This window comes from Amycolatopsis sp. NPDC059235, assembly GCF_042754125.1.
Classification (GTDB): domain Bacteria; phylum Actinomycetota; class Actinomycetes; order Mycobacteriales; family Pseudonocardiaceae; genus Amycolatopsis; species Amycolatopsis albidoflava.
Genome location: NZ_JBHZAG010000090.1, coordinates 1 through 23410, shown reverse-complemented (window position 1 = coordinate 23410; position 23410 = coordinate 1). Strand labels below are relative to the sequence as shown.

At 69.2% G+C, this 23410-nt stretch carries 25 protein-coding genes; 13 read left to right on the top strand and 12 right to left on the bottom strand.

Going from position 1 to position 23410, the window contains the following annotated elements:
- Nucleotides 1-152: 152 nt before the first annotated feature.
- On the bottom strand, nucleotides 153-1085 hold the full coding sequence (locus ACFXI3_RS38460; protein ID WP_378406336.1) for an alpha/beta fold hydrolase: 933 nt from the start codon (nucleotides 1083-1085) through the stop codon (nucleotides 153-155).
- Nucleotides 1086-1211: 126 nt separating this feature from the next.
- Between ACFXI3_RS38460 and ACFXI3_RS38455 the strand changes: the two genes are divergently transcribed.
- Genes ACFXI3_RS38455 through ACFXI3_RS38435 form a run of 5 tightly spaced genes read left to right on the top strand, consistent with a single transcriptional unit; the run spans nucleotide 1212 to nucleotide 5923 of the window.
- Nucleotides 1212-2279 (top strand): acyl-CoA dehydrogenase family protein, encoded by a 1068-nt coding sequence (locus ACFXI3_RS38455; protein ID WP_378406334.1) that lies wholly within the window; start codon nucleotides 1212-1214, stop codon nucleotides 2277-2279.
- 2 nt (nucleotides 2280-2281) lie between these two features.
- Nucleotides 2282-3454, top strand: a complete 1173-nt coding sequence (locus tag ACFXI3_RS38450) for an acyl-CoA dehydrogenase family protein (protein ID WP_344268519.1) — start codon at nucleotides 2282-2284, stop codon at nucleotides 3452-3454.
- Entirely contained in the window at nucleotides 3451-4359 is a 909-nt protein-coding gene (locus ACFXI3_RS38445) for a bifunctional MaoC family dehydratase N-terminal/OB-fold nucleic acid binding domain-containing protein (RefSeq protein WP_378406332.1), read from the top strand. Before ACFXI3_RS38450 ends, ACFXI3_RS38445 begins: the two co-directional genes overlap by 4 nt.
- The gene (locus ACFXI3_RS38440; protein ID WP_378406330.1) at nucleotides 4356-4754 is read left to right on the top strand and encodes a MaoC family dehydratase; all 399 of its coding nucleotides are present in this window, start codon (nucleotides 4356-4358) and stop codon (nucleotides 4752-4754) included. The genes ACFXI3_RS38445 and ACFXI3_RS38440 overlap by 4 nt, the downstream gene beginning before the upstream one ends.
- Nucleotides 4751-5923, top strand: coding sequence for a lipid-transfer protein (locus ACFXI3_RS38435; RefSeq protein WP_378406328.1), 1173 nt, complete (start codon nucleotides 4751-4753; stop codon nucleotides 5921-5923). The genes ACFXI3_RS38440 and ACFXI3_RS38435 overlap by 4 nt, the downstream gene beginning before the upstream one ends.
- Here the strand turns inward: ACFXI3_RS38435 and ACFXI3_RS38430 are convergent.
- Nucleotides 5911-6474 carry a dihydrofolate reductase family protein gene (locus tag ACFXI3_RS38430; RefSeq protein ID WP_344267732.1) on the bottom strand — a complete coding sequence of 188 codons (564 nt, stop codon included), beginning with the start codon at nucleotides 6472-6474 and terminating at the stop codon, nucleotides 5911-5913. The two genes, ACFXI3_RS38435 and ACFXI3_RS38430, sit on opposite strands and share 13 nt — an antisense overlap.
- A gap of 159 nt (nucleotides 6475-6633) precedes the next feature.
- On the opposite strand from ACFXI3_RS38430, the gene ACFXI3_RS38425 reads away from it, so the two are divergent.
- Nucleotides 6634-7191 carry a DUF5134 domain-containing protein gene (locus ACFXI3_RS38425; protein WP_378406326.1) on the top strand — a complete coding sequence of 186 codons (558 nt, stop codon included), beginning with the start codon at nucleotides 6634-6636 and terminating at the stop codon, nucleotides 7189-7191.
- Nucleotides 7192-7585: 394 nt separating this feature from the next.
- Here ACFXI3_RS38425 and ACFXI3_RS38420 read toward each other — a convergent pair whose 3' ends face one another.
- Genes ACFXI3_RS38420 through kstD form a run of 6 tightly spaced genes read right to left on the bottom strand, consistent with a single transcriptional unit; the run spans nucleotide 7586 to nucleotide 13082 of the window.
- Nucleotides 7586-8053: a riboflavin kinase gene (locus tag ACFXI3_RS38420; protein ID WP_378406324.1), complete on the bottom strand. Its 468-nt coding sequence runs from the start codon at nucleotides 8051-8053 to the stop codon at nucleotides 7586-7588.
- Between the two features lie 27 nt (nucleotides 8054-8080).
- The gene (locus ACFXI3_RS38415) at nucleotides 8081-8941 is read right to left on the bottom strand and encodes a MaoC/PaaZ C-terminal domain-containing protein (protein WP_378406322.1); all 861 of its coding nucleotides are present in this window, start codon (nucleotides 8939-8941) and stop codon (nucleotides 8081-8083) included.
- Between the two features lie 11 nt (nucleotides 8942-8952).
- Entirely contained in the window at nucleotides 8953-9978 is a 1026-nt protein-coding gene (locus tag ACFXI3_RS38410; RefSeq protein ID WP_378406320.1) for a 2Fe-2S iron-sulfur cluster-binding protein, read from the bottom strand.
- Nucleotides 9971-10237, bottom strand: coding sequence for a hypothetical protein (locus tag ACFXI3_RS38405; RefSeq protein WP_344267724.1), 267 nt, complete (start codon nucleotides 10235-10237; stop codon nucleotides 9971-9973). Before ACFXI3_RS38405 ends, ACFXI3_RS38410 begins: the two co-directional genes overlap by 8 nt.
- Nucleotides 10234-11409, bottom strand: a complete 1176-nt coding sequence (locus tag ACFXI3_RS38400) for a Rieske 2Fe-2S domain-containing protein (RefSeq protein WP_378406318.1) — start codon at nucleotides 11407-11409, stop codon at nucleotides 10234-10236. The genes ACFXI3_RS38405 and ACFXI3_RS38400 overlap by 4 nt, the downstream gene beginning before the upstream one ends.
- Nucleotides 11406-13082 (bottom strand): 3-oxosteroid 1-dehydrogenase, encoded by a 1677-nt coding sequence (gene kstD, locus ACFXI3_RS38395; protein ID WP_378406316.1) that lies wholly within the window; start codon nucleotides 13080-13082, stop codon nucleotides 11406-11408. Before kstD ends, ACFXI3_RS38400 begins: the two co-directional genes overlap by 4 nt.
- A 100-nt stretch (nucleotides 13083-13182) precedes the next feature.
- Here kstD and ACFXI3_RS38390 point away from each other — a divergent pair, with 100 nt between their 5' ends.
- Genes ACFXI3_RS38390 through hsaB form a run of 5 tightly spaced genes read left to right on the top strand, consistent with a single transcriptional unit; the run spans nucleotide 13183 to nucleotide 18299 of the window.
- Nucleotides 13183-14769 (top strand): FAD-binding protein, encoded by a 1587-nt coding sequence (locus ACFXI3_RS38390; protein WP_378406314.1) that lies wholly within the window; start codon nucleotides 13183-13185, stop codon nucleotides 14767-14769.
- Nucleotides 14770-14801: 32 nt separating this feature from the next.
- On the top strand, nucleotides 14802-15971 hold the full coding sequence (gene hsaA / locus ACFXI3_RS38385) for a 3-hydroxy-9,10-secoandrosta-1,3,5(10)-triene-9,17-dione monooxygenase oxygenase subunit (RefSeq protein WP_344267716.1): 1170 nt from the start codon (nucleotides 14802-14804) through the stop codon (nucleotides 15969-15971).
- On the top strand, nucleotides 15971-16816 hold the full coding sequence (gene hsaD / locus ACFXI3_RS38380) for a 4,5:9,10-diseco-3-hydroxy-5,9,17-trioxoandrosta-1(10),2-diene-4-oate hydrolase (protein WP_378406312.1): 846 nt from the start codon (nucleotides 15971-15973) through the stop codon (nucleotides 16814-16816). Before hsaA ends, hsaD begins: the two co-directional genes overlap by 1 nt.
- Nucleotides 16816-17715, top strand: a complete 900-nt coding sequence (gene hsaC / locus ACFXI3_RS38375; protein ID WP_344267711.1) for an iron-dependent extradiol dioxygenase HsaC — start codon at nucleotides 16816-16818, stop codon at nucleotides 17713-17715. Before hsaD ends, hsaC begins: the two co-directional genes overlap by 1 nt.
- Entirely contained in the window at nucleotides 17712-18299 is a 588-nt protein-coding gene (gene hsaB / locus ACFXI3_RS38370; RefSeq protein WP_378406309.1) for a 3-hydroxy-9,10-secoandrosta-1,3,5(10)-triene-9,17-dione monooxygenase reductase subunit, read from the top strand. Before hsaC ends, hsaB begins: the two co-directional genes overlap by 4 nt.
- Before the next feature lie 21 nt (nucleotides 18300-18320).
- Here the strand turns inward: hsaB and ACFXI3_RS38365 are convergent, their stop codons facing one another.
- Nucleotides 18321-18575 carry a Smr/MutS family protein gene (locus ACFXI3_RS38365; protein ID WP_009075408.1) on the bottom strand — a complete coding sequence of 85 codons (255 nt, stop codon included), beginning with the start codon at nucleotides 18573-18575 and terminating at the stop codon, nucleotides 18321-18323.
- Between the two features lie 84 nt (nucleotides 18576-18659).
- On the opposite strand from ACFXI3_RS38365, the gene ACFXI3_RS38360 reads away from it, so the two are divergent.
- Both ACFXI3_RS38360 and ACFXI3_RS38355 read left to right on the top strand, forming a co-directional pair.
- On the top strand, nucleotides 18660-19253 hold the full coding sequence (locus ACFXI3_RS38360; RefSeq protein WP_344267705.1) for a PadR family transcriptional regulator: 594 nt from the start codon (nucleotides 18660-18662) through the stop codon (nucleotides 19251-19253).
- Nucleotides 19250-20428 carry an FAD-dependent oxidoreductase gene (locus tag ACFXI3_RS38355; RefSeq protein ID WP_378406307.1) on the top strand — a complete coding sequence of 393 codons (1179 nt, stop codon included), beginning with the start codon at nucleotides 19250-19252 and terminating at the stop codon, nucleotides 20426-20428. Before ACFXI3_RS38360 ends, ACFXI3_RS38355 begins: the two co-directional genes overlap by 4 nt.
- An 88-nt stretch (nucleotides 20429-20516) precedes the next feature.
- Here the strand turns inward: ACFXI3_RS38355 and ACFXI3_RS38350 are convergent, their stop codons facing one another.
- The 3 genes from ACFXI3_RS38350 to ACFXI3_RS38340 form a co-directional block, all read right to left on the bottom strand.
- A complete protein-coding gene (locus ACFXI3_RS38350) occupies nucleotides 20517-21566 on the bottom strand; it encodes an MBL fold metallo-hydrolase (protein WP_378406305.1) in 1050 nt (349 codons plus the stop codon).
- 10 nt (nucleotides 21567-21576) lie between these two features.
- Entirely contained in the window at nucleotides 21577-22611 is a 1035-nt protein-coding gene (locus tag ACFXI3_RS38345) for an acyl-CoA desaturase (protein ID WP_344267699.1), read from the bottom strand.
- A 105-nt stretch (nucleotides 22612-22716) separates the two neighbouring features.
- Nucleotides 22717-22920: a hypothetical protein gene (locus ACFXI3_RS38340; protein WP_378406303.1), complete on the bottom strand. Its 204-nt coding sequence runs from the start codon at nucleotides 22918-22920 to the stop codon at nucleotides 22717-22719.
- Between the last annotated feature and the right edge of the window lie 490 nt (nucleotides 22921-23410).

The following is a 23410-nucleotide window of genomic DNA, read 5'->3' as shown; positions in this document are numbered from 1 at the left end:
ACTAGCTGTACTCGACTGGTCGCGCTTCGGAAATCCGCTGTCCGGAGAGCTGTCTGTCACTCGCTCGGGCGGCGGGCCTACCCGAGGTGGTCACGACGTGGCTGCCGTGATCAGGGAGGCGGTCGGCGGCCTGTGTGGGTTACTGAGGCGGTTTAGGCAGAGTCGGCAATCCGCTCCTGCCCAGAGATCGCCGCCTGCACCGACGTGCAAGCCGCCATCAACGCCGCCACGAACTGATCCGCCGCGAACACGCACGCGGTATGCCCAGCCGGAATCTCATACGTCGCCGCCCCGGGAATCCGCCGCGCCAAACTCCGCTGATGCGCGGGCGCGATGAACCCGTCCCGCGAAGTCACCACGACCGCCGCGGGCAGGTCGAGCGTGTGCAGCCACGGGGTCGAGTCGAAGCGGCCGATCTCGTCCAGCGCGACCGCGATCGCCCACGGGCTCGTCGAGCGGAATTCCTCCAGCGCCCACCGGTGGTCCTCCAGCCGGGCGAGGCGTTCGCGGCGGGGCTCGCCCGGGACCAGCCCGATGCGGGCCTGGTCGCGCAGCAGGTGCAGGGTGCGGCCGAACACGTCGAGCGCCACGCGTTGCCGGAGGCCGCGGCGGAAGTTGCTCGCCGTCGAGCACAGCACCAGGCCGGTGACGCGGTCCGGGTAGCGGTGGGCGGTCAGTTGGCCGACCATGCCGCCCATGGAGTAGCCCGCGACCATGAACTCGTCGATTCCCAGCGCGTCCGCGACCGCCGCCACGTCGTCCGCGCAGTCGTCGAGGCTGAACTCGTGCGAGCGGATGCCCTGGCCGTGCCAGCGCTGGTCGAACACGACCACCCGGTGGTTCTTGGACAGCCGCTCCAGCGCGGGATACCAGGTGAGCAGGCCGGTGCACGCCACCGAGTGCAGCAGGACCACCGCGGGCGCGTGCCGCGGGCCGACGTCCACCACGACGGTCTGGCCGCGGCCGGGCAGGGACAGCGGCTTCGGGTCGGGGACGCCCGCGGTGGGCGGGATGGTCGCGAGCTTCCTCGTTGCTTGCCAGCCGACGTCGCCCAGCGCTGATTTGAGAACTTGTTCCGCACCCACGTCGGCGTGCCGCCCCTCTCCGCTTCGCGGTCGATCTACAGCCCGGGCCCGGGTCCTGGGGGTTGCCGAGCCAGCCCATTCCGGCTAAAAATAGAACGTGTTCCACCTAGGTGGAGGGAGACCGGAGTGGACTTCACCCCCGACGATACGCAGAGCGAGATCACCTCGCTCGCCGCGCAAGTGCTCGGGAAGGCCGACGAGCCCGCGGACCAGTGGCGTGCGCTGGCCGACGCGGGCCTGCTCGCGCTGCCCTTGCCCGCCGACCTCGGCGGCGACGGGCTCGGCGTCGAGCACGTCGCCCCGGTGCTCACCGAGGTGGGCCGGGCCGCGGCGGCGGTGCCCGCGTACGCCGTGCTGGCGCTCGGCATCCTGCCGATCGAAGCGTTGGGCACCCCAGCGCAGCGCGCCGAGTTCCTGCCGCCCGCGGCAGCGGGGGAGAGCATTCTCACTGCCGCCTTGCACGAGCCGTCCGCACCGCTGACCTCCATCCCCGGGACCAGCGGTGCGGCGGCGGACGGCGCGTGGGCGGTGACCGGCGTCAAGACACACGTGCCGTACGCGGCGGAGGCGACACGGATTCTCACGCCGATCGCGTTGCCGGGAGGTACCGGCGTCGCGCTCGTTGATCCGCGCGCCGACGGAGTCGAAGTGCTGCCTGCGTACAACGCGACCGGGACGCCTGAGTACACCGTGCGGTTCGATGGCGCGAAGGTGAGCGAAGCGGATTTCCTGCGCGACCGTACGGCGGGGCATGCGTTGCAGACGCTGCACCGCTACGCGTTGGCAGGCGCGCTCGCGCTCGGTGAGGGTCTGCTCGCCGGAGCATTGGCGTTGACGGCTCAGCACGTCGGCGAGCGCACGCAGTTCGGCCGTCCACTTGCGACTTTCCAAGCAGTAGCCCAGCAAATAGCGGACGTCTACGTCGCTTCTCGCACCGTGCACCTGGCTGCGCTGTCGGCGGTGTGGCGGCTGGCGTCCGATTTGGACGCCGACACCGAGCTGGACATCGCGGCGTATTGGCTGACCGAGGAAGCGCCGTCCGCGCTGGCGATCTGTCATCACTTGCACGGCGGCGTCGGCGTCGACCGCACTTATCCGCTGCATCGGTATTCCTCAGCGGTGAAGGATCTCGGCCGCGCGGTCGGGGGAGCGGCGCACCGGCTCGGCCGGCTGGGCGAACGAGTGGCGGGATGAGCATGCACATCGAACTGACGGCCGCGCAGCAAGAACTGCGGGCGCAGCTGCGCGAGTACTTCGCGGGTCTGCTGACCGCCGACGAGCGCCGGGCGTTGCTGCGGGAGCGGCACGGCCAGGTGTACCGCGACGTCGTGCGCCGGATGGGGCGCGACGGGAAGCTCGGCGTCGGCTGGCCCAAGGAGTACGGCGGCGGCGGTTTCGGCGAGATCGAGCAGCACATTTTCGTGGACGAAGCCGCTCGGGCGGACGTCCAGCTGCCCTCGGTGACGCTGCAGACGGTCGGGCCGACGTTGCAGGCATTCGGTACTGAGGAACAGAAAGCGATGTTCCTGCCGAAGATTCTGGCCGGAGAAGTGCATTTCGCCATCGGCTACACCGAACCGGAAGCCGGAACGGACCTGGCCTCGCTGCGCACTCGCGCGGTCCGCGACGGCGACGATTACGTGATCAACGGCCAGAAAACCTTCACCACCGGCGGCCACGACGCGGACTACGTGTGGCTCGCCGTGCGCACTGATCCGGACGCGCCGAAGCACAAGGGCATCTCGATCCTCATCGTCGACACCCGCGACCCGGGCTATTCGTGGACGCCGATCATCACCTGCGACGGCGCGCACCACGTCAACGCGACGTTCTACGAGAACGTCCGCGTGCCGGCGAACATGCTGGTGGGCGAGGAAAACCGCGGCTGGCGGCTGATCACCACGCAGCTCAACCACGAGCGCGTGATGCTCGGCCCGGCCGGGCGCATCGGCGGCCTGCACGACCGCGTGTGGGCGTGGGCGGCGGCGCGGCGGACCCCGGACGGCGCGGCGCTGCTCGATCTCCCGGACGTGCGCGCGGTGCTGGCCGAGACGTTCGCGGTCGCGCGGGTCAACGAACTGCTGAACTGGCAGGTCGCGGCGGCAGCGGCGCACGGGTCGGTCGAGATCGCCGACGCTTCGGCGACCAAAGTGTTCGCCTCCGAGCGAATCCAGCGGATCGGGCGGCTGCTGGAGGAGCTGGTCGGGCGGCACGGCGACCTCGCCGACCCGGACACCGCGGAACTCGCCGAATGGCTCGACGTGCTGGCGAAACGGAACCTGGTGCTGACGTTCGGCGGAGGCGTCAGCGAGATCCAGCGCGAATTGATCGCCTCCGCCGGACTGAAACTGCCGAGGGTGCCGCGATGACGATCGAGGAAGCCGCCGCGAAAATCGCCGCACAGGGCGAAAGCGCGCCGAGGTACGCGCGCGATCCGGTGAACCAGGCGATGGTGAACAACTGGGTCGAGGCGATCGGCGACGCCAACCCGGTGTACACCGACGCGGAGTTCGCCGAGACGAGTGTCCACAAGGGACTCGTCGCGCCGCCGGCGATGGCGCAGGTGTGGACGATGCCGGGGCTGCACGGCGTGCGCGGGGACGACGACCCGCTCGGCGCGATCCTGAAGGTGCTCGACGACGCCGGGTACACGTCCATTGTGGCCACCAACTCCGAGCAGACCTATCACCGTTATCTCCGGCCCGGCGAACACGTTTCGACCACGAACGTGCTGGAGGACGTCACCGGCCCGAAGCGCACCGGGCTCGGCGAGGGCTGGTTCGTGACCACCCGGACGAATTGGTACGTCGACGGGGAACTGGTGGCGGACATGGTGTTCCGCGTGCTGAAGTTCCGTCCGCGCGAACCGGAACCGCCGCCGTCGCCGGTGCTGCGGCCGGTGATCAGCCACGATACGGCGTTTTTCTGGGAAGGCTTGCGCGAGGGCGAACTGCGCATCCAGCGCTGGGGCGACGTGCTGCGGCATCCGCCCGGTCCGATGCCGCCGGACGGATCGCTCGACACGACGCCGGACTACGTCGTCGCCAGCGGGCGCGGAACGGTCTACAGCTTCGTCGTGCACCACCATCCCGCGGTTCCGGGCAAGCGGCTGCCGTTCGTGGTCGCGCTGGTGGAGCTGGAGGAAGGCGTGCGGGTGATGGCCGAACTGCTGGACGCCGAACCGGCCGAGGTCCACATCGGACTTCCGGTGACCGCCGCGTTCGTGCGCGTCGACGACGAACTGACTCTGCCCGCGTGGAAGGTGGCGCGATGACTGCCGCAGTCGGGACCGAACTGCCGCCGATGGTGCTCGAGGCGACGCCGACATTCGTGATCAGCACGGCATTGGCGACCCGCGATTTCCAGGACGTGCACCACGACCGGGACGCCGCCGTCGCGCGCGGCTCGAAGGACATCTTTCTCAACATCCTTACTGACACCGGCCTGGTACAGCGGTACGTGAGCGAATGGGCCGGTCCGCAGGCGCTTATCCGCTCGATCAAGATCCGGCTCGGCGTCCCGTGCTACGCCGGGGACACGCTCGCCTTTTCCGGCCGGGTCACCGCTCGCGAAGGCAACGACGTCGAGCTCGAAGTGTCCGCTGTGGACAGTCTAGGGGCGCACTTGACCGGCACGGTTTCGCTGACGCTGCCGGAGGAGGACGCATGACGTTCACCGGAACCACCGCCATCGCCGGGATCGGCGCGACGGAGTTCTCCAAGGATTCCGGACGCAGCGAACTTCGGCTGGCGGCCGAGTGCGTGAGCCACGCACTGGCGGACGCCGGGCTGAAACCGTCCGATGTGGACGGAATGGTGTCGTTCACCATGGACGGCAACGCGGAAATCGCGCTCGCCCGCGAACTGGGCATCCCGGAGTTGACGTTCTTCAGCCGCGTGCATTACGGCGGCGGCGCGGCAGCGGCGACCGTGCAGCAGGCAGCCATGGCGGTCTCCAGCGGGATTGCCGACGTGGTGGTCGCGTACCGGGCGTTCAACGAGCGCTCCGGGATGCGGTTCGGCCGTGTGTCGGCGGCCGCGGCCCAGCAGGTGAATACGTCCGGTGTGGACAATGCGTTCCACTACCCGATGGGCATCGCGACCCCGGCCGCGACGGTGGCCATGGTCGCGCAGCGGTATCTGCACGAATACGGTGCCACCAGCGAGGATTTCGGCAAGATCGCGGTCATCGACCGGGCGCACGCGGCGACCAATCCGAACGCCTGGTTCCACGGCCGCCCGATCACGCTGGAGGAGCATCAGTCTTCGCGTTGGGTCGCGGAACCGTTGCACCTGCTGGATTGCTGCCAGGAAAGCGACGGCGGCGTCGCGCTGGTGATCACCAGCCTCGAACGCGCGCGCGACCTCCGGCAGGCGCCGGTGGTGGTCTCGGCGGCGGCGCAGGGGAGCGGGCCGGACCAGTACGTGATGACCAGCTACTACCGCGACGATCTCGCCGCGCTGCCGGAAATGGGCGTGGTCGGACGGCAGCTGTGGGGCCAGTCCGGGATCGGACCGTCCGATGTGGACGTCGCGGTGCTGTACGACCACTTTACCCCGTATGTCTTGATGCAGCTGGAGGAACTGGGTTTCTGCGGGCGCGGCGAGGCGAAGGACTTCATCGCGGGCGACACGTTGACGCTCGACGGGAAGCTGCCGCTCAACCCGCACGGCGGCCAGCTCGGCGAGGCCTACATCCACGGCATGAACGGCATCGCGGAGGCAGTCCGCCAGCTGCGCGGCACGGCGGCGAATCAGGTCGCCGACGCCGGTACCGCGGTGGTCACGGCCGGAACCGGCGTCCCGACGAGTGGGCTGGTCTTGACTCAGGCTCGCTGAGGAGCCTTCGGTTCATAGCGCATCGCCACCGCTCCGGAGGCGAACTCCAGGCGGTCCACGAGCTTCAGGTCGAGGTGCTCCGGCAGCCCGGCGAACAAGGTCGGCCCGCGTCCCGCGATCCGGGGATGCACCACGAACTCGTACTCGTCGATCAGCCCCATCGCGGCCAGCGCGAGCGGAAGTTGCCGGCCGCCGGTGTACAACCCCTTGCCGGGCTGGTCTTTGAGCCGCAGCACCGCTTCCCGCAGATCGCCGCGCACGAGTTCGGCGTTCCAATCGACGCGCTCGAGCTTGCTGGACACGACGTACTTCTTGGCCGCGTCGATCGTCCGGCCGAACGGCTCCATCCAGTCCGGCCGTTCGGCGGGCCGCGCGGACGGCCGCCAAGCCGCCTCCATCATCTCGTAGATCACGCGGCCGAAGAGGAGGGCGTCGGCGCGGGCGATGATCTCGGTCGAATGCCGGTGCATCTCCTCGTCCGGCGCGATGCCGGCGAGGTGGTCGCAGCAGCCGTCCAGCGTGACGTTGATGGAGTACCGAAGCGGGCGCATCGGCCGAATATAGCGGCCTGAACTGGGCTTGTCGGCCCGCGCATAGCCCTTGTGGGTCAACGCGGATCACCTCATTGCTGGCTGGTGCCTCCGGCCTCGCGCGTGTCACGGTGGTAAGGCCCATGTGACGCAGCGTGTCCGGAAGAGTGAGGTGCCGAGGTGAGTGTGCCGCTGGCCTGGCTGTTCACCGCACTGTTCGCGTTGCTGGCGCTGCCGTGCGTGCTGCGGCTGGTGCGGCTCGACTACGTCAGCCTCGGCCATCGGGTGCGCAACGGCGACCTCGCCGAACTGCTGCTGGTGGTGGCGATGGTCGCGATGCTGTCCCCGGTCGGCGGCCCGATCCCGGCGGCGGGCTGGCAGGCGGTGCTGGTGCTGACCGCGGGCTGGTTCGCTATCGCTGCCTGGCGCGGTCGCGCCGAGGGCCATAGCTGCGCGCATCACGCGCTGTCGGCGGCGGCGATGCTGTACATGGTCACCGCGATGCCGCACGGCGGCATGGTGCACGGGCCGTGGCTCACTATGTCCACAATGGACACCCGGCTGGCGTGGCCGGTGGTCGCGCTGGCCGCGGCGGCTTACTTCGCGCTGGACGCGGTTCGCTCGGGCGTGGTGGCGATGCGGTCGCGCGGCACAGCGGTGCCTGGGCACGCGTCGCGCACGCTGTGCCGGGCGGCGATGGGTGCGGGCATGGGGGTCATGTTGCTCGCGGCAGTCTGACTCGGCCTGGCGAGGATCAGTGCGGCGAATCGAAGCCGGTGCATCAGCCAGTGTGAATCAGCCCGGCGAACCGGCCAGGGTGAAGGGAACCCGGCGGAATCAGCCTCGGTGGGTTAGTCCGGCGGGATCAGCCCAGTTGCTGGACTTCGCCGTTCTGGCGGGGATCAGCCTGGTGAATCGACGCTGGTGCCTCAGCCAGTGTGAAGCAAACCTGGCGGAATCAGCCTCGGTGGATTAGTCCCGGCGGATTAGTCCGGCGGAATTAGCCCAGCTGCTGGACTTCGCCGTTGCGGCGGGAATTCTTGCACGCGGAGCGTGCTTGGCCAGTTTTGGCAGAGCGTCAGCGGGCATGGGTGTCATGCTGCACGCCACCGCGCGAATCAACCTCGGCGAATCAGCCCAGCCGCTGGACTTCGCCGTCCGGTGGCAGCTCCGCGAGCGTCGGCAACGTGTCCGCCGGATGCGCGGCGACCCACTCACGAGCTGCGGCCACGTCCCGGCCCAGGGCGTCGATCAGCTCCTGCGCGGAACCGAACCCCTGCTGGTCGCGCAGGTGCTTGCCGAGCCAGACGGTGAGGCGTTCGCCGTACAGGTCGCCCTCGAAGTCGAGCAGGAAGGCCTCGACCAGGCGGTAGCCGTCGGCCCCGTAGTAGGTCGGGCGGCGGCCCACGGACACCGCGGCGGCCACGCGCGTTCCGTCCGCGCGCTCCGCCCAGCCGGCCCACACCCCGTCGCCCAGTTCGCCGCGCTGGTCGCGCAGCGCGATGTTCGCGGTGGGGAAGCCCAGCTCACGGCCGCGCTTGTCGCCCGGCTCGACTGGCCCGCGCACCACGAAGAAGGTGCCGTCTCGCTCGTCCGCCATGGGACAACCGTATAACGGTCCCGATGGTCAGCGGGGCGTCAGCACTGTGTCGGCCAGCACAGGCGCGTCGTCGCGTTCCGGCGCGGTGGTCGTGACCAGCAGACGTCCGTTTTCGCGCCACACGCGCACGCGCAGGTTTTCGCCGGGGAACACGACGCCGGCGAACTTCGTCCCGAATGCCGAGACGCGCTCGGGATCGCCGTCGAGGAACGCGTCGACCACGGCCTTCGCGACCACGCCGTACGTGCACAGCCCGTGCAGGATCGGCCGGTCGAACCCGGCGGCCTCGGCGAACGCCGGGTCGGCGTGCAGCGGGTTGCGGTCGCCGCACAGCCGGTACAAAAGCGCCTGCTGCGGCAGCGTCGGCACGTCGAGCACGGCGTCCGGTTCTCGCTCGGGCCACTCGATCTTGTCCGACGGCCCGCGTTCGCCGCCGAAGCCGCCCTCGCCGCGGGCGAAGATGCTGGACCGGGCTGTCCACAATGGAGCGCCGGACTCGTCGGCGACCTCGGTCTCCTGCACCAGCACCGCGGCCTTGCCCTTGTCGAAGACGTCGGCGATCCGGGTGCGCGCGACCGCCTTTCCCTCGACCGGGATCGGCCGGTGCAGTTCGATCTCCTGCTTGCCGTGCAGCACTTTCGCCAGGTCGACGTCGACGCCGGGGAACTTCAGCGCGGGCGGCTCGAAGGTGCGCAGATTGGCCGCGACGGTGGCGAAGGTCGGCAGCACGCGCAGGTCGCGCTCGTAGGTGTAGCGCAGTTCGCGCTCGGCGACCGGATCCGCGCCCGCTCCGACGGCCAGGTGGTACAGCAGCACGTCGGACGGCGTCCAGGCGAAGCTGACCTCGCCGAGATCGGCTCCGATCGCGACCACGGGGTCGATGGGCACGGGCTCTCCACTCACTCGTAGCTGACGGAAACCTCGTCGGTCAACGGTACCGACTGGCAGGCCAGCACGATCCCGTCGGCGATGTCGTCGGCGTCCAGCACCTCGTTGTTCAGCATTTTCACCTCGCCGGAGACGATGCGGCACGCGCACGCGCTGCATTGGCCCTCGCGGCAGGAGTACGGCGCGTCGAGGCCCTCGGCGAGCAGGTGGTCGAGCAGCTTCCGCTGGCGCGGCCAGGTGACCTGCCGGGTCTCGCCGTCGAGATCGACGGTGAGCGCGGTGGTCTCGCCGCTGGCGTCTTCCTCTGGTTCAGGTTCGTCCGCGAAGGGATTCCCGGTAAGCGAGTGGAACTTCTCCACATGCACGCGTTCCCGTGGCGCGCCGAGTTCACGCAACGCATCCTGTGCGGCGGCCATGAACGGAGCCGGGCCGCAGAGGAACGCTTCATGCCCCGCGTAAGGCTTGGCCAGCGCCCGCAACGCCGTGACAGTCGGCAGGCCCTGCAGGCCTTCCAGCCAATGCACCACGGTGAGCCGGTCGCCGAACCGCTCGGCCAGTTCGCGCAATTCCGCGGCGAAGATCACCGACTGCTCGTCGCGGTTGGCGTAAACCAGCACCACCTGGCCGCCGCCTTTTTCCAGTGCGGACTTCAGGATCGACATCACCGGTGTGATCCCGCTGCCCGCGGCGAACAACAGGAAATCCGAGTCCAAAGAGGACGGACAGAACACGCCGGACGGCCGCAGCACGTCGATCGTCGCGCCCGCCCGAAGCTCGTCGCAAACCCAATTCGAGCCGTACCCGTCAACGGTCCGCTTCACCGTGACCTGCACCCGGCCCTCGTGCGGCGCGCTCGAAAGCGAGTAGCACCGCGCGACGGAACCCGTTTGGTCACTGGGAATCCGCAGGGTGAGGAATTGCCCGGGGGAGTAAGCGAATCGCGCGAGATGTTCGTCCGGAACCGTGAACACAATGGACCGGGCGTCCGCGGTTTCCTCGATCACCTCGGCGACGGTGAGCGTGACGACGTCAGTCATTGCGCACCTGCCCGAAATTGCCGTCGCGCACCGCGGTGTCGATGCTGTCCGCGAGTTTCTCGCACGTGTCCAGCAACGCGGTGGTGCCGCCGGACGCGGCGTGCGCGGCGAACACCGGGCAGCTGGTCGCGGCGTCGGTGGTCCACTGGATGCTGGTGTGCTTCAGGCTGTTTTTCTTGACCAGCACACAGGTTCCGCAGCTGCGGCACTCGTGCGGGCGCAGCCCGGAGGTGAGGAATTCGGTGGCTTCGGCCGTCACACCCCAGCCTCCTCCGACTGAGCCGCCGCCTCGGCCTCCGCGCGCTGGCGCGCCAGGTTTTCCTGCACCTCGGCCGCCCACACCTCGTTCGCCTTCGTAGTGTCCACTTCGAACTCGAACCGGCGCGTCATGTCCTCGGTGACGTCCGCGGCGTCCACGTAGAACTGGTCGTACCAGCGGCGCAGCTGGTAAACCGGCCCGTCTTCCTCGCACAGCAGCGGATTGTCGATCTTGGTCTTGTTCTTCCAGATCTCCACGTCCTGCAGGAATCCGACGCCGATGCCCTTGGCGAGCTTCGCCGCGATCTTGTCCGCGTGCTCGTCGGAAATTCCGGGCATCTTCTTGACCATGATGCCCCACTGCAGGACGAACGACGTCGGCGAAACCGGGTAGTGGCAGTTGATCAGCACGTTCTCGATTTCGAAGCCCTGGAAGGAGTTCACCAGCCAGTTGATCATGTAGGAGGGGCCGAAATACGACGCCTCGGAGCGGAGCAGGTTTTCCTCGCCGCCGTAATTGGACGCCATGCCCATGTCCGGGCGGCCCTTGGTGTTGAGGTACTGGGTGGCGATGTGGCCCTCGAACACGTTCTTGAAATACGTGGGGAAGGCGTAGTGGATGTAGAAGAAGTGCGCCATGTCCACCACGTTGTCGATGATCTCGCGGCAGTTGGCGTTCTCGATGAGGATCGAGTCCCAGGTCCAGTTGCTCCACTCGTCGCTGTACGCGCCCTCGACGCGCGGGATCACGACGTTCTCCGGCGGCGGGTTGCCCTCCGGGTCGTGCCAGACGAACAGCTGCTTGTTCTCCTCCAGCACCTGCCACGCCCGGGTGCGCGCCCGCAGCGGGACCCGCTTGGCGTAGGGGATCGACTTGCACTTGCCGTTGCCGCCCCAGCGCCAGTCGTGGAACGGGCAGGCGATCTCGTCGCCCTTCACCGAACCCTGGGTCAGGTCGCCGCCCATGTGCCGGCAGTACCCGTCGAGCACGTTGAGCTTCCCGGCCGTGTCCGCGAACACGACGAGCTTCGTGCCGAACGCCTGGACCGCGTGCGGCTTGCCGTCGCGGAAGTGCTCGGCGAGCCCGAGGCAGTGCCAGCCGCGGGCGTACCGCGCCGGGGGCGCCCCGGCGTCGATCGTGCGGATCTCGGATCCATCGGTCTTCGGCGTCACTGCCTGCCTCCCGTGCCGGTCTGATCTTCGTTCGCCAGCGCCTGTGCCGCAAGGTAGCCGAACACCATCGCCGGGCCGATGGTCGCGCCCGGTCCGGCGTAGGTCCGGCCCATCACCGGCGCGCCGGTGTTGCCCGCCGCGTAGAGGCCGGGCACGACGGTGCCGTCCTCGCGCAGGACACGGGCGTTTTCGTCAATCCGCAGCCCGCCCTTGGTGCCCAGGTCGCCGGGCACCACGCGGACCGCGTAGTAGGGGGCCTTGGCGAGTTCGCCGAGGCTCGGGTTGGGGCGGTTGCGCGGGTCGCCGTAGTAGTGGTCGTAGGCGCTGAGCCCGCGCTGGAAGTCGTCGTCGACGCCCTTGCGCGCGAAGCCGTTGAACCGCGTGACGGTCTGCTCCAGCGCTTCGGCGGGCACGTCGATCTTCTCGGCGAGCCCGGCCAGCGTCGCGGACTTCGCCACGATCCCGGCCTTGTACCAGCGTCCGGGCAGCGGCTGCCGCGGGCCGAGGCCGGTGAACAGGTAGCGGTCGCGGTAGCGCTGGTCGAACACCAGCCACGTGGGGACGTGCTTGCCGGGCCCGTCGCCGTCGCCGTACATCGCGTGCACGGCCTCGACGTACGGCGCGGATTCGTTGACGAACCGCGTGCCGTCGGAGTCGACCATCAGGCAGCCGGGCCGCGAACGCTCGGCGAGCGCGAACCACGGGCCGCCGGTGAGCGGGAACGACGGGCCCCACCAGGCGTCGTCCATCAGGTCGGTCGCCGCGCCGAGCTTGAGCCCGGCGTTGATGCCGTCGCCGGTGTTCGCCTCCGCGCCGACGGTCCATTCGGTGCCGATCGGCGCGCGCTGGTACTTGGTGCGCATCTCTTCGTTGTGCTCGAAGCCGCCGCAGGCCAGCACCACGCCGCGGCGCGCGCGGAACAGCGTCTCTTCGCCGTCGCGACGCGCCACGATGCCGGTGACGACGTCGTTTTCCACCTGCAGATCGACCAGCGGAGTGTCCAGCAGAACCTCGACGCCGGCGTCCCGCAGCCCCTTCCGCAGCCCGGCCGCAAGCGCTTGCCCCATGGACAGCGGCTGCTGTCCGCGGACCCGGCCGATCAGCCATTTCATCCCGAGCGACAGCATCCGGGCGAACCCGCGCGGATGCCGGGCGATCAGGCTCAGCCAGCGATAGTCCGACTGGGTGATCGGCACGCCGAGCGGCGGCGCGCTGTACGGCGGTTCGAGCTGCGCGAGATCCGCGCCGAGCAGCTTGCCGTCGAGTGCCTTCGGCTCCACGGAACGGCCGCCGGGACGTCCGCCGGGCGCTTCGGGGTGGTAGTCGCTGTAGCCCGGCACCCACTGGAACTCCAGCGGCGTGTTCCGGGTGACGAACTCCAGCACCTCGGGACCGTGGTCGAGGAAGGTCGTGCGCAACCGCTCCGGCACGACGTCGCCGACGATCGACTCCAGGTACTGCCTCGCGCGTTCGGGTGGTTCTTCGATGCCCGCGGCCCGCAGCGCGTGGTTGCCGGGCAGCCAGACGCCCCCGCCGGAGCGGGCGGTCGAGCCGCCGAAGCAGGCTGCCTTTTCCAGCACCACCACGGAAAGCCCGCGATGGGCGGCGGCGAGCGCGGCGGTCATCCCGGCGGCGCCGCTGCCGGCCACCACCACGTCGTACTCGTCCGACATGCCACCTCACATGCAACGTGTTATCGGCTAAAGCTGGCCTGCTCGGGGCCACTTCCGTCACCATAGACGAGAACGTGTTCCAGTTCTAGGGTGGCGGACTATGGACGAGCTTGGCGCGGACGTCGTGATCATCGGAGCCGGCGCGGCCGGCGTGTGCGCGGCCATCGAAGCGGCCGACGCGGGCGCCGAGGTGCTGCTGGTCGACCGGTTCTCCGGCGGCGGGGCCAGTCGCGTGAGCGGCGGCGTGGTCTACGCCGGGGGAGGGACGCCGCAGCAGCGCGCCGCGGGTGTCGACGACAGCGTGGACGCGATGTACGCGTACCTGCGGATGGAAACCGGCGACGTCGTGTCGGAGCGGACGCTGCGGCGGTTCTGTGAGGAAAGCGTCGACATGGTGGCGTGGCTGGAGCGGCAAGGCGTGCCGTTCGAGGGCAGCATGTGCGACTACAAGACGTCGTATCCCAGCAACAAGCACTACCTGTACTACTCCGGCAGCGAACTGTCCGGCGGCTTCCGCGACGTGGCGAAACCCGCGCCGCGCGGACACCGGGTCAAGGGGCCGGGCACGTCCGGGAAGCTGCTGATGAAGCAGTTGCTGGCGGCGGCTCGCGGGCGCGGAGTAAAGGTGCTGCCGCAGACGCAGGCGATGAACCTGATCACAGATGACTCCGGCACGGTCACCGGAGTGCTCACGCACAGTCTGCGAGACGCGCCTTCGTGGGTGCGGGCACGGCATGCGCGGCTCGCGGATTGGGCGGCGAAGCCGGGGATTTACGTGCCCCCGCTGCGCCGGTCGTTGCATCAGCGGGTGGAACGGATGGAGCGCAAGCACGCCCGTGAGCTGCGGATTAGTGCGCGGCGAGGCGTGGTGCTGGCGGCGGGTGGGTTCATCGTGAACCGGGCGATGGTGCGCGAGCACGCGCCCGCGTATCGCGGCGGCCTGGATCTCGGGACTTCCGCCGACGATGGTTCCGGCATCCGGATGGGCGTGGAAGTCGGTGGCCGCACGGCGGAGCTGGACCGGGTGTCGGCATGGCGGTTTCTGACGCCGCCGTCGGCGTTTCTCGGCGGGCTGCTGGTGGGCGCGGACGGCCGGCGGATCATCGACGAGTCCCGATACGGCGCGGCGATCGGCGAGCGGATGATCGCCGAGCACGGCGGACGCGGCTGGCTGCTGGTCGACGAGCCGATCGTCGCCGAAGCCCGGCGGGACGGGCGAAAACAAGGCCAATGGTTCGCGACGTTGCAGCTGCGCTATCTGCTGGGCAAGGGCCGGGTGACCGCCGGGACGATCGAGGAGGCGGCCGCGCGCGCCGGGGTTGATCCGGCTGGGCTCGCCGCGACTTATGCCGAGTACCAGCGCGGTCCGGACCCGGCAGGCAAGCCGGCGGACTTCGCGCGGCCGCTGGACACGCCGCCGTACTCGCTGATCGACGTGTCGGTGAAGCCCAACCTCGGCTACCCCTGCCCGATGCTGACGCTGGGCGGCCTGGTGGTCGACGAGGACACCGGCGCGGTGGCCGGCGTACGCGGGCTTTATGCCGCCGGACGCACTGCGGTGGGAATCTGTTCCAGGTCGTATGTGAGCGGGCTTTCGCTGGCTGACTGCGTGTTTTCCGGCCGCCGGGCAGGGTTGCACGGCGCGCACGGGGCAGACCGCGTCGACAAAAACGAGAACGTGTTCTAGTCTTGAGTGTGTCGAGCGAGAGAGGACGGCCGATGAGCGAGCTGGCTGCCGTGATCGCGGGGGTGCGCGACCTTCTTCCCGTGCTGCGGGAACGCGCACAGGAGACCGAGGACGCCCGTCGGATCCCCGCCGAATCAGTGAAAGCGCTGCAGGAGACCGGATTTTTCCGCCTGCTGCAACCGAAACCGTACGGCGGCTTGGAAGCCGACCCGGTCACCTTCTACACCGCGGTCAAGCTCATCGCGAGCGCCTGCGGGTCCACCGGCTGGGTCGCGTCGATTCTCGGCGTGCACCCGTGGCACGTCGCGTTGTTCGACGCGCAAGCCCAGGCGGACGTGTGGGGCGACGACCACGACGTGCGGATTTCTTCTTCGTACGCGCCGATGGGCAAGGCTACCGTCGTCGAGGGCGGCTACCGGCTGTCCGGGCGATGGAGCTTCTCGTCCGGAAGCGACCACTGCACGTGGGTGCTGCTGGGCGGGCCGGCGTTCGCCGACGGCAAGCCGGTGGACTTCTGCACGTATCTCGTGCCGATCTCGGACTACTCCATTGTGGACGTCTGGGACACGGTCGGGCTGCGCGGCACGGGGTCCAACGACATCGTCGTCGAGGACGTGTTCGTGCCCAAGCACCGCGCGCTGAGCTTCATGGCGACGTCGAAGTGCAAGACCCCGGGCCAGGAAGTCAACCCGGGCCCGCTGTACCGGCTGCCGTACGGCTCCGTGCACCCGAGCACCATCACCGCGCCGATCATCGGGATGGCGCAGGGCGCGTACGACGCGCATGTGGAGCACCAGGGCAAGCGGGTGCGGGCGGCCTACGCGGGCGAGCAGTCCAAAGAGGACCCGTTCTCGAAGGTGCGGATCGCGGAAGCGAGCAGCGAGATCGACGCGGCCTGGCTGCAGCTGACGCACAACATCGACGAGCTGTACCAGCTGGCCTGCAAGGGCGAAAAGCTGCCGTTCAGCACGCGGTTGCGGGTGCGCCGGGACCAGGTGCGCGGCACCGAGCGGGCGATCTCCGCGATCGACCGGCTTTTCGAGAACTCCGGCGGCCGCGCACTGCAGCGGGGCACGCCAATCCAGCGCTTCTGGCGCGACGCGCACGCTGGCCGGGTGCACGCGGCGAACGACGCGGAGCGCGCGTACGTCATGTTCGGCACCGGCGAATTCGGTTTGCCCGTCGAGAATGCGATGGTCTGATGGCACCCGAAGGTTCCTATGTAGACACTGCGGGCGGTATTCGCCTGCACTACCACGAATCCGGCGCGGAAAACGCCGAGACGGTGCTGTTGCTGCACGGCGGCGGCCCCGGTGCCTCGGCGTGGAGCAACTTCGGCCGCAACCTGCCGGTGTTCGGAAAGTCTTACCGCACACTGGCGATCGACCAGCCGGGCTTCGGCCGGTCCGACAAGCCGACTGACCACCCGCAGTACTTCCGGCACAGCTCGGACGCGGTCGTCGGCCTGATGGACCAGCTCGGCATCGAAAAAGCGCACCTCGTCGGCAACTCGCTCGGTGCGGGAGCGGCGGTCCGGCTCGCGCTGAACCATCCCGGACGCGCGGGGCGGCTGGTGCTGATGGGCGCGGGCGGGTTGAGCGTCAACCTGTTCGCCCCGGACCCCACCGAAGGCGTGCGGCTGCTGTCCCGGTTCGCCGGGGATCCGACCCGGGAGCGGATGGAAGCGTTCCTCCGGATCATGGTGCACGACCAGGCTTTGGTGACCGACGAGCTGATCGACGAACGCTTCGAGATCGCTCGTTCGCCGGAGTCGCTCGCCGCGATGCGGGCGATGGGCAAGTCGTTCAGCCTGCCGGATTCCTTCGAGGAAGGCATGCTGTGGCGCGAGGCTTATCGCCTGCGCCAACGGGTCTTGCTCGTCTGGGGCCGGGAGGACCGGGTCAACCCGCTCGACGGCGCTTTGCTTGCGCTGAAGACGATTCCACGTGCGCAACTGCACGTGTTTGGCGGCTGCGGCCACTGGGCGCAGCTGGAGAAGTTCGACGAGTTCAACCGACTCGCCCTCGACTTCCTCGGGAGTTCGTGATGGCTATCCGTTCGCTGGGATATCTGCGCATCGAGGCCACGGACATGGACGCCTGGCGCGTCTACGGGCTGAAGGTGCTCGGCATGGTGGAGGGTTCGGGCACCGACCCGAACGCGCTGTACCTGCGCATGGACGATTTCCCGGCGCGATTGGTGATCGTGCCGGGGGAGAAGGACCGCTTGGCGGTCGCGGGCTGGGAGGCGGCCAACGCCGCGGAACTGGACGAGGTCCGCACCCGGCTCGACGCGGCTTCGGTGCCGTACAAGGAAGGCACGCCCGACGAGCTGGCCGACCGCCGCGTGGCGGAGATGATCAGCTTCACCGATCCGTCCGGCAACACGCTGGAGGTGTTCCACGGGGTCGCGCTGCAGCACCGGCGGGTGGTGAGCCCGTACGGGCACCGCTTTGTCACCGGCGAGCAGGGCCTCGGCCACGTGGTTTTGTCGACCCACGACGACGAGGCCGCGCTGCGGTTCTACCGGGACGTGCTGGGCTTCCGGCTCCGCGACTCGATGCGCCTGCCGCCGCAGATGGTGGGCCGCCCGGCCGACGGCGACCCGGCGTGGCTGCGGTTCTTCGGCTGCAACCCGCGCCACCACAGCCTGGCGTTCCTGCCGATGCCGACGCCGAGCGGGATCGTGCACCTGATGGTGGAGGTCGAGGAGACCGACGACGTCGGGTTGTGCCTGGACCGCGCGAAACGCAAGAACGTCCCGATGTCCGCGACGCTCGGCCGGCACGTGAACGACCTGATGCTGTCGTTCTACATGAAGACCCCCGGCGGCTTCGACGTCGAGTTCGGCTGCGAGGGCCGGCAAGTCGAGGACGAGGACTGGATCGCCCGCGAGAGCACCGCGGTTTCGTTGTGGGGCCACGATTTCTCGGTGGGCTCGCAATGACAGCCGCGGTTCCGGAGGCAGTGCCGGATCGGTTTCGCGAGGTGCTGGGCCACTTCTGCACCGGCGTGACCGTGGTGACCGGCTACGTCGAGGGCTCCCAGACCTTGGCCGATTACGCCAGCTCCGGCACGCCGACCGGACCGGTGGGCTTCGCCTGCCAGTCCTTCGCGGCGTTGTCGCTGGACCCGCCGCTGGTGCTGTTCTGCGTCGCCCGGACGTCGCGCACCTGGCCCGCGCTGGCCGCGGCGGGCACGTTCGCGGTGAACGTGCTCGCCGAAGACCAGCAAGCGGTCTGCGCCGAGTTCGGCCGCCGCGGCGGCGACAAGTTCTCCGGCGTGTCCTGGCAGCCCGCCCCCTCGGGCGCGCCGCTGCTGGACGGAGCCCTGACCTGGGTGGACTGCGAAGTACAGGCCGTCCACCCGGCCGGGGACCACTACGTGGTGGTCGGCCGCGTGACCGCACTGGGCGAGACGTCCGACGCCCGCCCGCTGCTGTTCCACCGGGGCCGCTACACGGTCACCGAACCGGTGCCGGACGCGCTCACCGCGCTGATGCCCTGGCCCCGCCCGGACGACTGGCTCTGACGCTTCGGGCGGGTGATCGCGTCACTTCCAGCGGAAGTGCACGAACACCCGCCCGAAGTTGTCTTTGTCCTTCTCGACGCGGTGGTAGAGCGCCTTGACGTCCTTGCGCTCCAGGAACCGCAGCACGTGCTTCTTCAGCTGCCCGGACCCCTTGCCGGGAATGATCTCCACGAGCGGCGCCTTCTTCGCGACCGCCTCGTCGATGACCGCGCGCAGCGCCCGGTCGATCTCCCCGCCGCGGTTGTAGATGTCGTGAAGATCGAGCTTGAGCTTCATTCCTCCTTCCTACCCCACGTCGCGACCTCATAGTCGACATCAACTACTCTTCTGCGTATAGTCGATCCTGACTAAGGAGCTGTGGTGAAGCGACGCGTAGTGGGGAATCCGCTCGGGCTGGCCGTGCTGGCGGGCTTGACCGAGGAGCCGATGCATCCGTACGAGATGGCGCGGCGGTTCGTGGAGTACGGCAAGGAGCGGGATTTCAAGTACACCCGCAGCTCGCTGTACATGGTGGTCGGGCAGTTGGAGAAGGCCGGGTTCATCGCGGCGCGGGAGACGCTGCGCGATTCGGCGCGCCCGGAGCGGACGGTCTACGCCATCACGCCCACCGGACGGCTCGAGCTGTTCGACTGGATGCGCGAACTCGTCGCCGAACCGGCCACCGAGTACCCGCTGTTCGGGGCGGCGTTGTCGCTGTTCATCGTGCTGCCGGCGGACGAGCTCGGCGAGTTGCTCCAGCAGCGGCTCGCCGCGCTCACCGCCATCGCCGACGACATCCGCGCGGCGATCGAAAGCGGGCGGGAGCAGGGGCTCGCCTGGTGGTTCCTGGTCGAGGAGGACTACCGGCTGACGAAAGTCGAGGCGGAGCGCGGCTTCGTCGAACGGCTCGCCCAGTCGGTCGCCGGGGAGGACTACCGGCAGGCGTGGGAAACCTATTTCAAGGGGAGAACATGAACGTATTAGTGATCGGCGGGGGCATCGCCGGCGCGACCACCGCGATGGCCTTGCAGCGAGCCGGAATCGAAGCCGCCGTCTACGAGGCTTACCCCAAGGCGGCGGACGGAGTCGGCGGCGCGCTGACGCTGTCGCCCAACGGCCGCAACGCTTTGCGCCAGATCGACGCCGACGACGCGGTGGCCGCGGCCGGCCTCGAGGTGCCCGGAATGGTGATGCAGAACCACAAAGGCCGCGCGGTCGGCAGATTCGACGGGCTGGCGGGCCTGCCGTCGAGCCTGCTGATGCGCCGCGACCGGCTGTACCGCGCGCTGATGGACGAAGCGCTGAGCCGGGGGATCACGGTCGAATTCGGCAAGCGCTTGAAGACGATCGAGAACAAACCGGACCAGGTGGTCGCCCATTTCGCGGACGGTTCCTCCGCGGCGGGCGACGTGCTGATCGGCGCGGACGGCATCCGGTCGGCCGTCCGGTCCACTTTGGACCCAGCGGCGGCTTCCCCGCGCTACGCCGGATTGCTCGGCCTCGGCGGCTGGATTCGCAACCCAGGCCTGCCGGTGACCGGGAACTACCAGCATTTCGCCTTCGGCAAGCGGGCGTTCTTCGGCTACTTCATCGACGCGGACGAGATTCTCTGGTTCAGCAACGTCCCCGCCGCCGACCCGGCGGAGGCGGAGACCGCTTCGCCGGAGCACTGGCTCTCTGTGCTGCGGGAACGACACTCGGACGACGTCCCGGCGCGCGACATCATCGCCCTGCTGAAGCCGGAAGACGTTGGTCAGCCTGGAGTCCTGGAAGACATCCCGACCGTGCGGACGTGGCACCGCGGCCGGGTCGTCCTGGTCGGAGACGCCGCGCATCCGACGTCGCCGAGTTCCGGGCAGGGAGCGTCGCAGGCGATCGAGAGTTCGCTCGAACTCGCTCGTGCGTTGCGGGATTCTCCCGACGTGGCAACGGCCTTCGCCCAGTACGAGGCGGCCCGGCGGGAACGGGTCGAACGGATCATCGCGCGGGCGGGGAAGATCAACAACGACAAGGGGGCGGGTCCGGTAGCGCGGATTATGCGTGACTTGCTGATGCCCGTGGTGATGAAGACGGTGATGAAGCCGGAGAAGATGTTCGGCGACCTGCATCGGCACCGGATCGAGTTCGCGCCTTCGCACGCCTCGGTCTAGCGGAGGCACACGAGCGCGGACCGGCGCGTGCGGCCGAGCAATCCCAGCGCGGCTGGGTCCTGGCGCTGGCGGACGAGGCGACCGTCCGTCAGCCCAGGGTCTGCCACCACCCGTCCACGGGCGGCGGGGCGGAGGCGTCGATCCGCTGCCCCGGCTTCGGGATCGCGAGCGGGAGGTCGTTGGCCTTGGCCTCTCGCCACACCCGGTCCGCGGGATCGGACCAGCTGTGCGTCGCGAGCGTGAACGTCGCCCAGTGCACCGGGACCAGCAGCCCGCCGCGCACGTCCAGATGCGCGGCGACGCCCTCCTCCGGCGTCATGTGGATGTCCGGCCAGTGCGGGGCATACGCGCCGACCTGGACGAGCGTCGCGTCGAACGGCCCGTACTTCGCGCCGATCTCGGCGAAACCGGCGAAATACCCGGTGTCGCCGCTGTAGTAGACGCGATGCTCCGGGCCGGCGAGCACCCACGACGCCCACAGGGTGCTGTCGTTCGCGAGGCCGCGGCCGGAGAAATGCTGCGCGGGCGTGGCGACGAACCGGATCCCGGCCACGTATGCGTCTTCGTGCCAGTCGAGTTCGATGATCCGCGCGGCCGGGACGTGCCACCGTTCGAGGTGCGCCCCGACGCCGAGCGGAACGAGGAACGGCGCGTCGGTCAGCGCGATCAACGCGCGGACGGTCGGCAGGTCCAGGTGGTCGTAGTGATCGTGGGAGATCACGATCGCGTCCAGCCTGCCCAGTTCCCGCAGCGAAACCGGGGGAGCGTGCAGCCGCCGCGGCCCGGCGAAGGCGGCGGGCGAAACCCGGTCGCCCCACACCGGATCGCACAGCACCCGGGCACCGTCGATCTCCACCAGCGTGGACGCGTGCCCGTACCAGGTGAGGAAGAGACCGTCGGCCGAGGAGATCGCGGGTGACGCGATCACCGGCACCGCACCGCCCGGCCGGCGGCGGGCCCGGTCTTCGCCGAACAGGTACTCGCGCACGAGCCCGCCGGGGGAGGAGGGCGTCGCGCGAGTGGAGGCGGCGTTGTGGAACAAGCCGTCGGCGTACTGCGGAGACCGCCGCATCCGCTCCGCACGTGCTCCGGCCGCCTTCGCGCCGAAGGCCGCCGGAGTCAGTGCTTGGAACGTCATGCCACCGAGTCTACGAAGCCTTCCTGAGAGGGGCCCCAGCTTCGTGCAGGTGCTTCAGGGTCTGCCGATACGAAGACACCAGGCCGGTCCGCAGGTACGAGATCCCGATCTCCGCGCAGTACGCCTCCACCATCGGCTGAGCCCGGCGCAGGTGCACCGACGGCATGCTCGGGAACAAGTGGTGCTCGATCTGGTGGTTGAGGCCGCCGAGCAGGACGTCGATCACCGGTCCGCCCGCGACGTTGCGCGAGGTGAGCACCTGCTTGCGCAGGAAGTCGAGATCCGTCTTGCCGGTCAGCGTCGGCATGCCCTTGTGGTTCGGGGCGAAGATCGAACCCATGTACACGCCCCACAGCCCCTGGTGAACCGCGAAAAACAGCAGCGCGAGGCCCGGCGGAAGGACGATGAACAGGGCGGCGAGGTACACCGCGATGTGGGTGAACAGCAACGCCGCTTCGAGCCCGCGACGGCGCAGGCCCGGGCGCGCGACCGCGCGGATGCCGGAGACGTGCAGGTTGAGGCCTTCGAGGGTGAGCAGCGGGAAGAACAGCAGCGCCTGGTGACGGCCGATGAATCGGGGCACGCCGCGGGCTTCGCGGGCCTGGCGCTGGGACCAGACGAGAACGTCCGGGTCGACGTCGGGGTCCAGTTCCTCGTGGTTCGGGTTGGCGTGGTGGCGGGTGTGCTTGTCCATCCACCACCCGTAGCTCATGCCGATGCCGAGGTTGCCGGCCAGCCGCCCGGCGATCTCGGCGGAACGACGGGTCTTGAACACCTGGCGGTGCGCGAGGTCGTGCGAAAGCAGGGCGATCTGCCCGAACATGAAGGCTTGGAACGCGGCCACGGCGAGCTGCCACCACGAGTCGCCGAGCAGCGCGAACGCGACCCAGCCTCCCGCGAACAGCACGGTCACGAGCGCGATTCGAGCGGTGTAGTAGCCGGGGCGGCGGTCGAGCAGACCGGCGTCGGTGATCCGGCGGCAGAGCCGGGCGAAGTCGCTTCCCGGCCGTGGGGGCGAGGGGAGGACGAGCTTGTCGGTGGTCACGGGGGGAGTATTGCGGCGCCCGGCCCCCGCGGGAAACCGGCAGGCCCGACAGCCGGTGCTGGGGTTGCCCCCACCTTCGGCCCGTGCGTGGCCCAAGCGCGCTGCTCAGACGGGGAAAACGCCGTTCAGCGGACGCACCGGAGCCCAGAAATTCATCGGGACGACACCCTCCGAACGGCCGGTCCCGTCGAGCACATGGCCCATCGGCTTCAGCGTCCGCAGCAGGACCGCCCGGTTCACCATCTCCAGCCACGGCAATTTCGCGGCCAGGCCCGCCCCCCAGGGCGCCGACGTCGTCGCGACTGCCAAGCCACGCCACGGCCAGCGGTTCGCCTCGCTGGCCAGCGCCGCGCGATCTCGCAGCGCAGCCGGATTGCTCCGTGTGCCAGCAACCCTTCCATCCTTCGGCGGCCCGTCGTCGCGCCGATTCCCAGCCGCAATGCCAACGAACGGCGGAGGCACAGCCGTCCCTCGCCGAGCGCCTCACGTTCGACCGGCGAGATCGCCCGGATCCCCAGCGACTGCCTTCGACGAACATCCGCAGCGACAGGCTCGTCCCGATCCAAACGACGCCCGCCGGCAGCGAAGCCGTTGCAGCACATCATCCCCGCAGATCGGTCCACAATGCGTCGAAAAGCCTGAGCTCGCTCTCCTCAACGCGGCAGATTCCTCATCTCCGCCCCTCCCGCCCACCGGAAACCCGCAGACCCCTCTGAACCCAACCGCAGGATCGCCCCACTGAACCCAACCGCGGGATCGCGTCGGCGTGTGGAGAGGCAGTGTGCACGGCCCCCCGGGC

Bases quoted from the DNA above. Each gene is read 5' to 3' on its own strand.
- ACFXI3_RS38450 (WP_344268519.1), top strand. From the start codon at position 2,282: ATGCACATCGAACTGACGGCCGCGCAGCAAGAACTGCGGGCGCAGCTG.
- ACFXI3_RS38445 (WP_378406332.1), top strand. From the start codon at position 3,451: ATGACGATCGAGGAAGCCGCCGCGAAAATCGCCGCACAGGGCGAAAGC.
- ACFXI3_RS38440 (WP_378406330.1), top strand. From the start codon at position 4,356: ATGACTGCCGCAGTCGGGACCGAACTGCCGCCGATGGTGCTCGAGGCG.
- ACFXI3_RS38435 (WP_378406328.1), top strand. From the start codon at position 4,751: ATGACGTTCACCGGAACCACCGCCATCGCCGGGATCGGCGCGACGGAG.
- ACFXI3_RS38430 (WP_344267732.1), bottom strand. From the start codon at position 6,474: ATGCGCCCGCTTCGGTACTCCATCAACGTCACGCTGGACGGCTGCTGC.
- ACFXI3_RS38420 (WP_378406324.1), bottom strand. From the start codon at position 8,053: ATGGCGGACGAGCGAGACGGCACCTTCTTCGTGGTGCGCGGGCCAGTC.
- ACFXI3_RS38410 (WP_378406320.1), bottom strand. From the start codon at position 9,978: ATGACTGACGTCGTCACGCTCACCGTCGCCGAGGTGATCGAGGAAACC.
- kstD (WP_378406316.1), bottom strand. From the start codon at position 13,082: ATGTCGGACGAGTACGACGTGGTGGTGGCCGGCAGCGGCGCCGCCGGG.
- ACFXI3_RS38390 (WP_378406314.1), top strand. From the start codon at position 13,183: ATGGACGAGCTTGGCGCGGACGTCGTGATCATCGGAGCCGGCGCGGCC.
- hsaA (WP_344267716.1), top strand. From the start codon at position 14,802: ATGAGCGAGCTGGCTGCCGTGATCGCGGGGGTGCGCGACCTTCTTCCC.
- hsaD (WP_378406312.1), top strand. From the start codon at position 15,971: ATGGCACCCGAAGGTTCCTATGTAGACACTGCGGGCGGTATTCGCCTG.
- hsaC (WP_344267711.1), top strand. From the start codon at position 16,816: ATGGCTATCCGTTCGCTGGGATATCTGCGCATCGAGGCCACGGACATG.
- hsaB (WP_378406309.1), top strand. From the start codon at position 17,712: ATGACAGCCGCGGTTCCGGAGGCAGTGCCGGATCGGTTTCGCGAGGTG.
- ACFXI3_RS38365 (WP_009075408.1), bottom strand. From the start codon at position 18,575: ATGAAGCTCAAGCTCGATCTTCACGACATCTACAACCGCGGCGGGGAG.
- ACFXI3_RS38355 (WP_378406307.1), top strand. From the start codon at position 19,250: ATGAACGTATTAGTGATCGGCGGGGGCATCGCCGGCGCGACCACCGCG.
- ACFXI3_RS38350 (WP_378406305.1), bottom strand. From the start codon at position 21,566: ATGACGTTCCAAGCACTGACTCCGGCGGCCTTCGGCGCGAAGGCGGCC.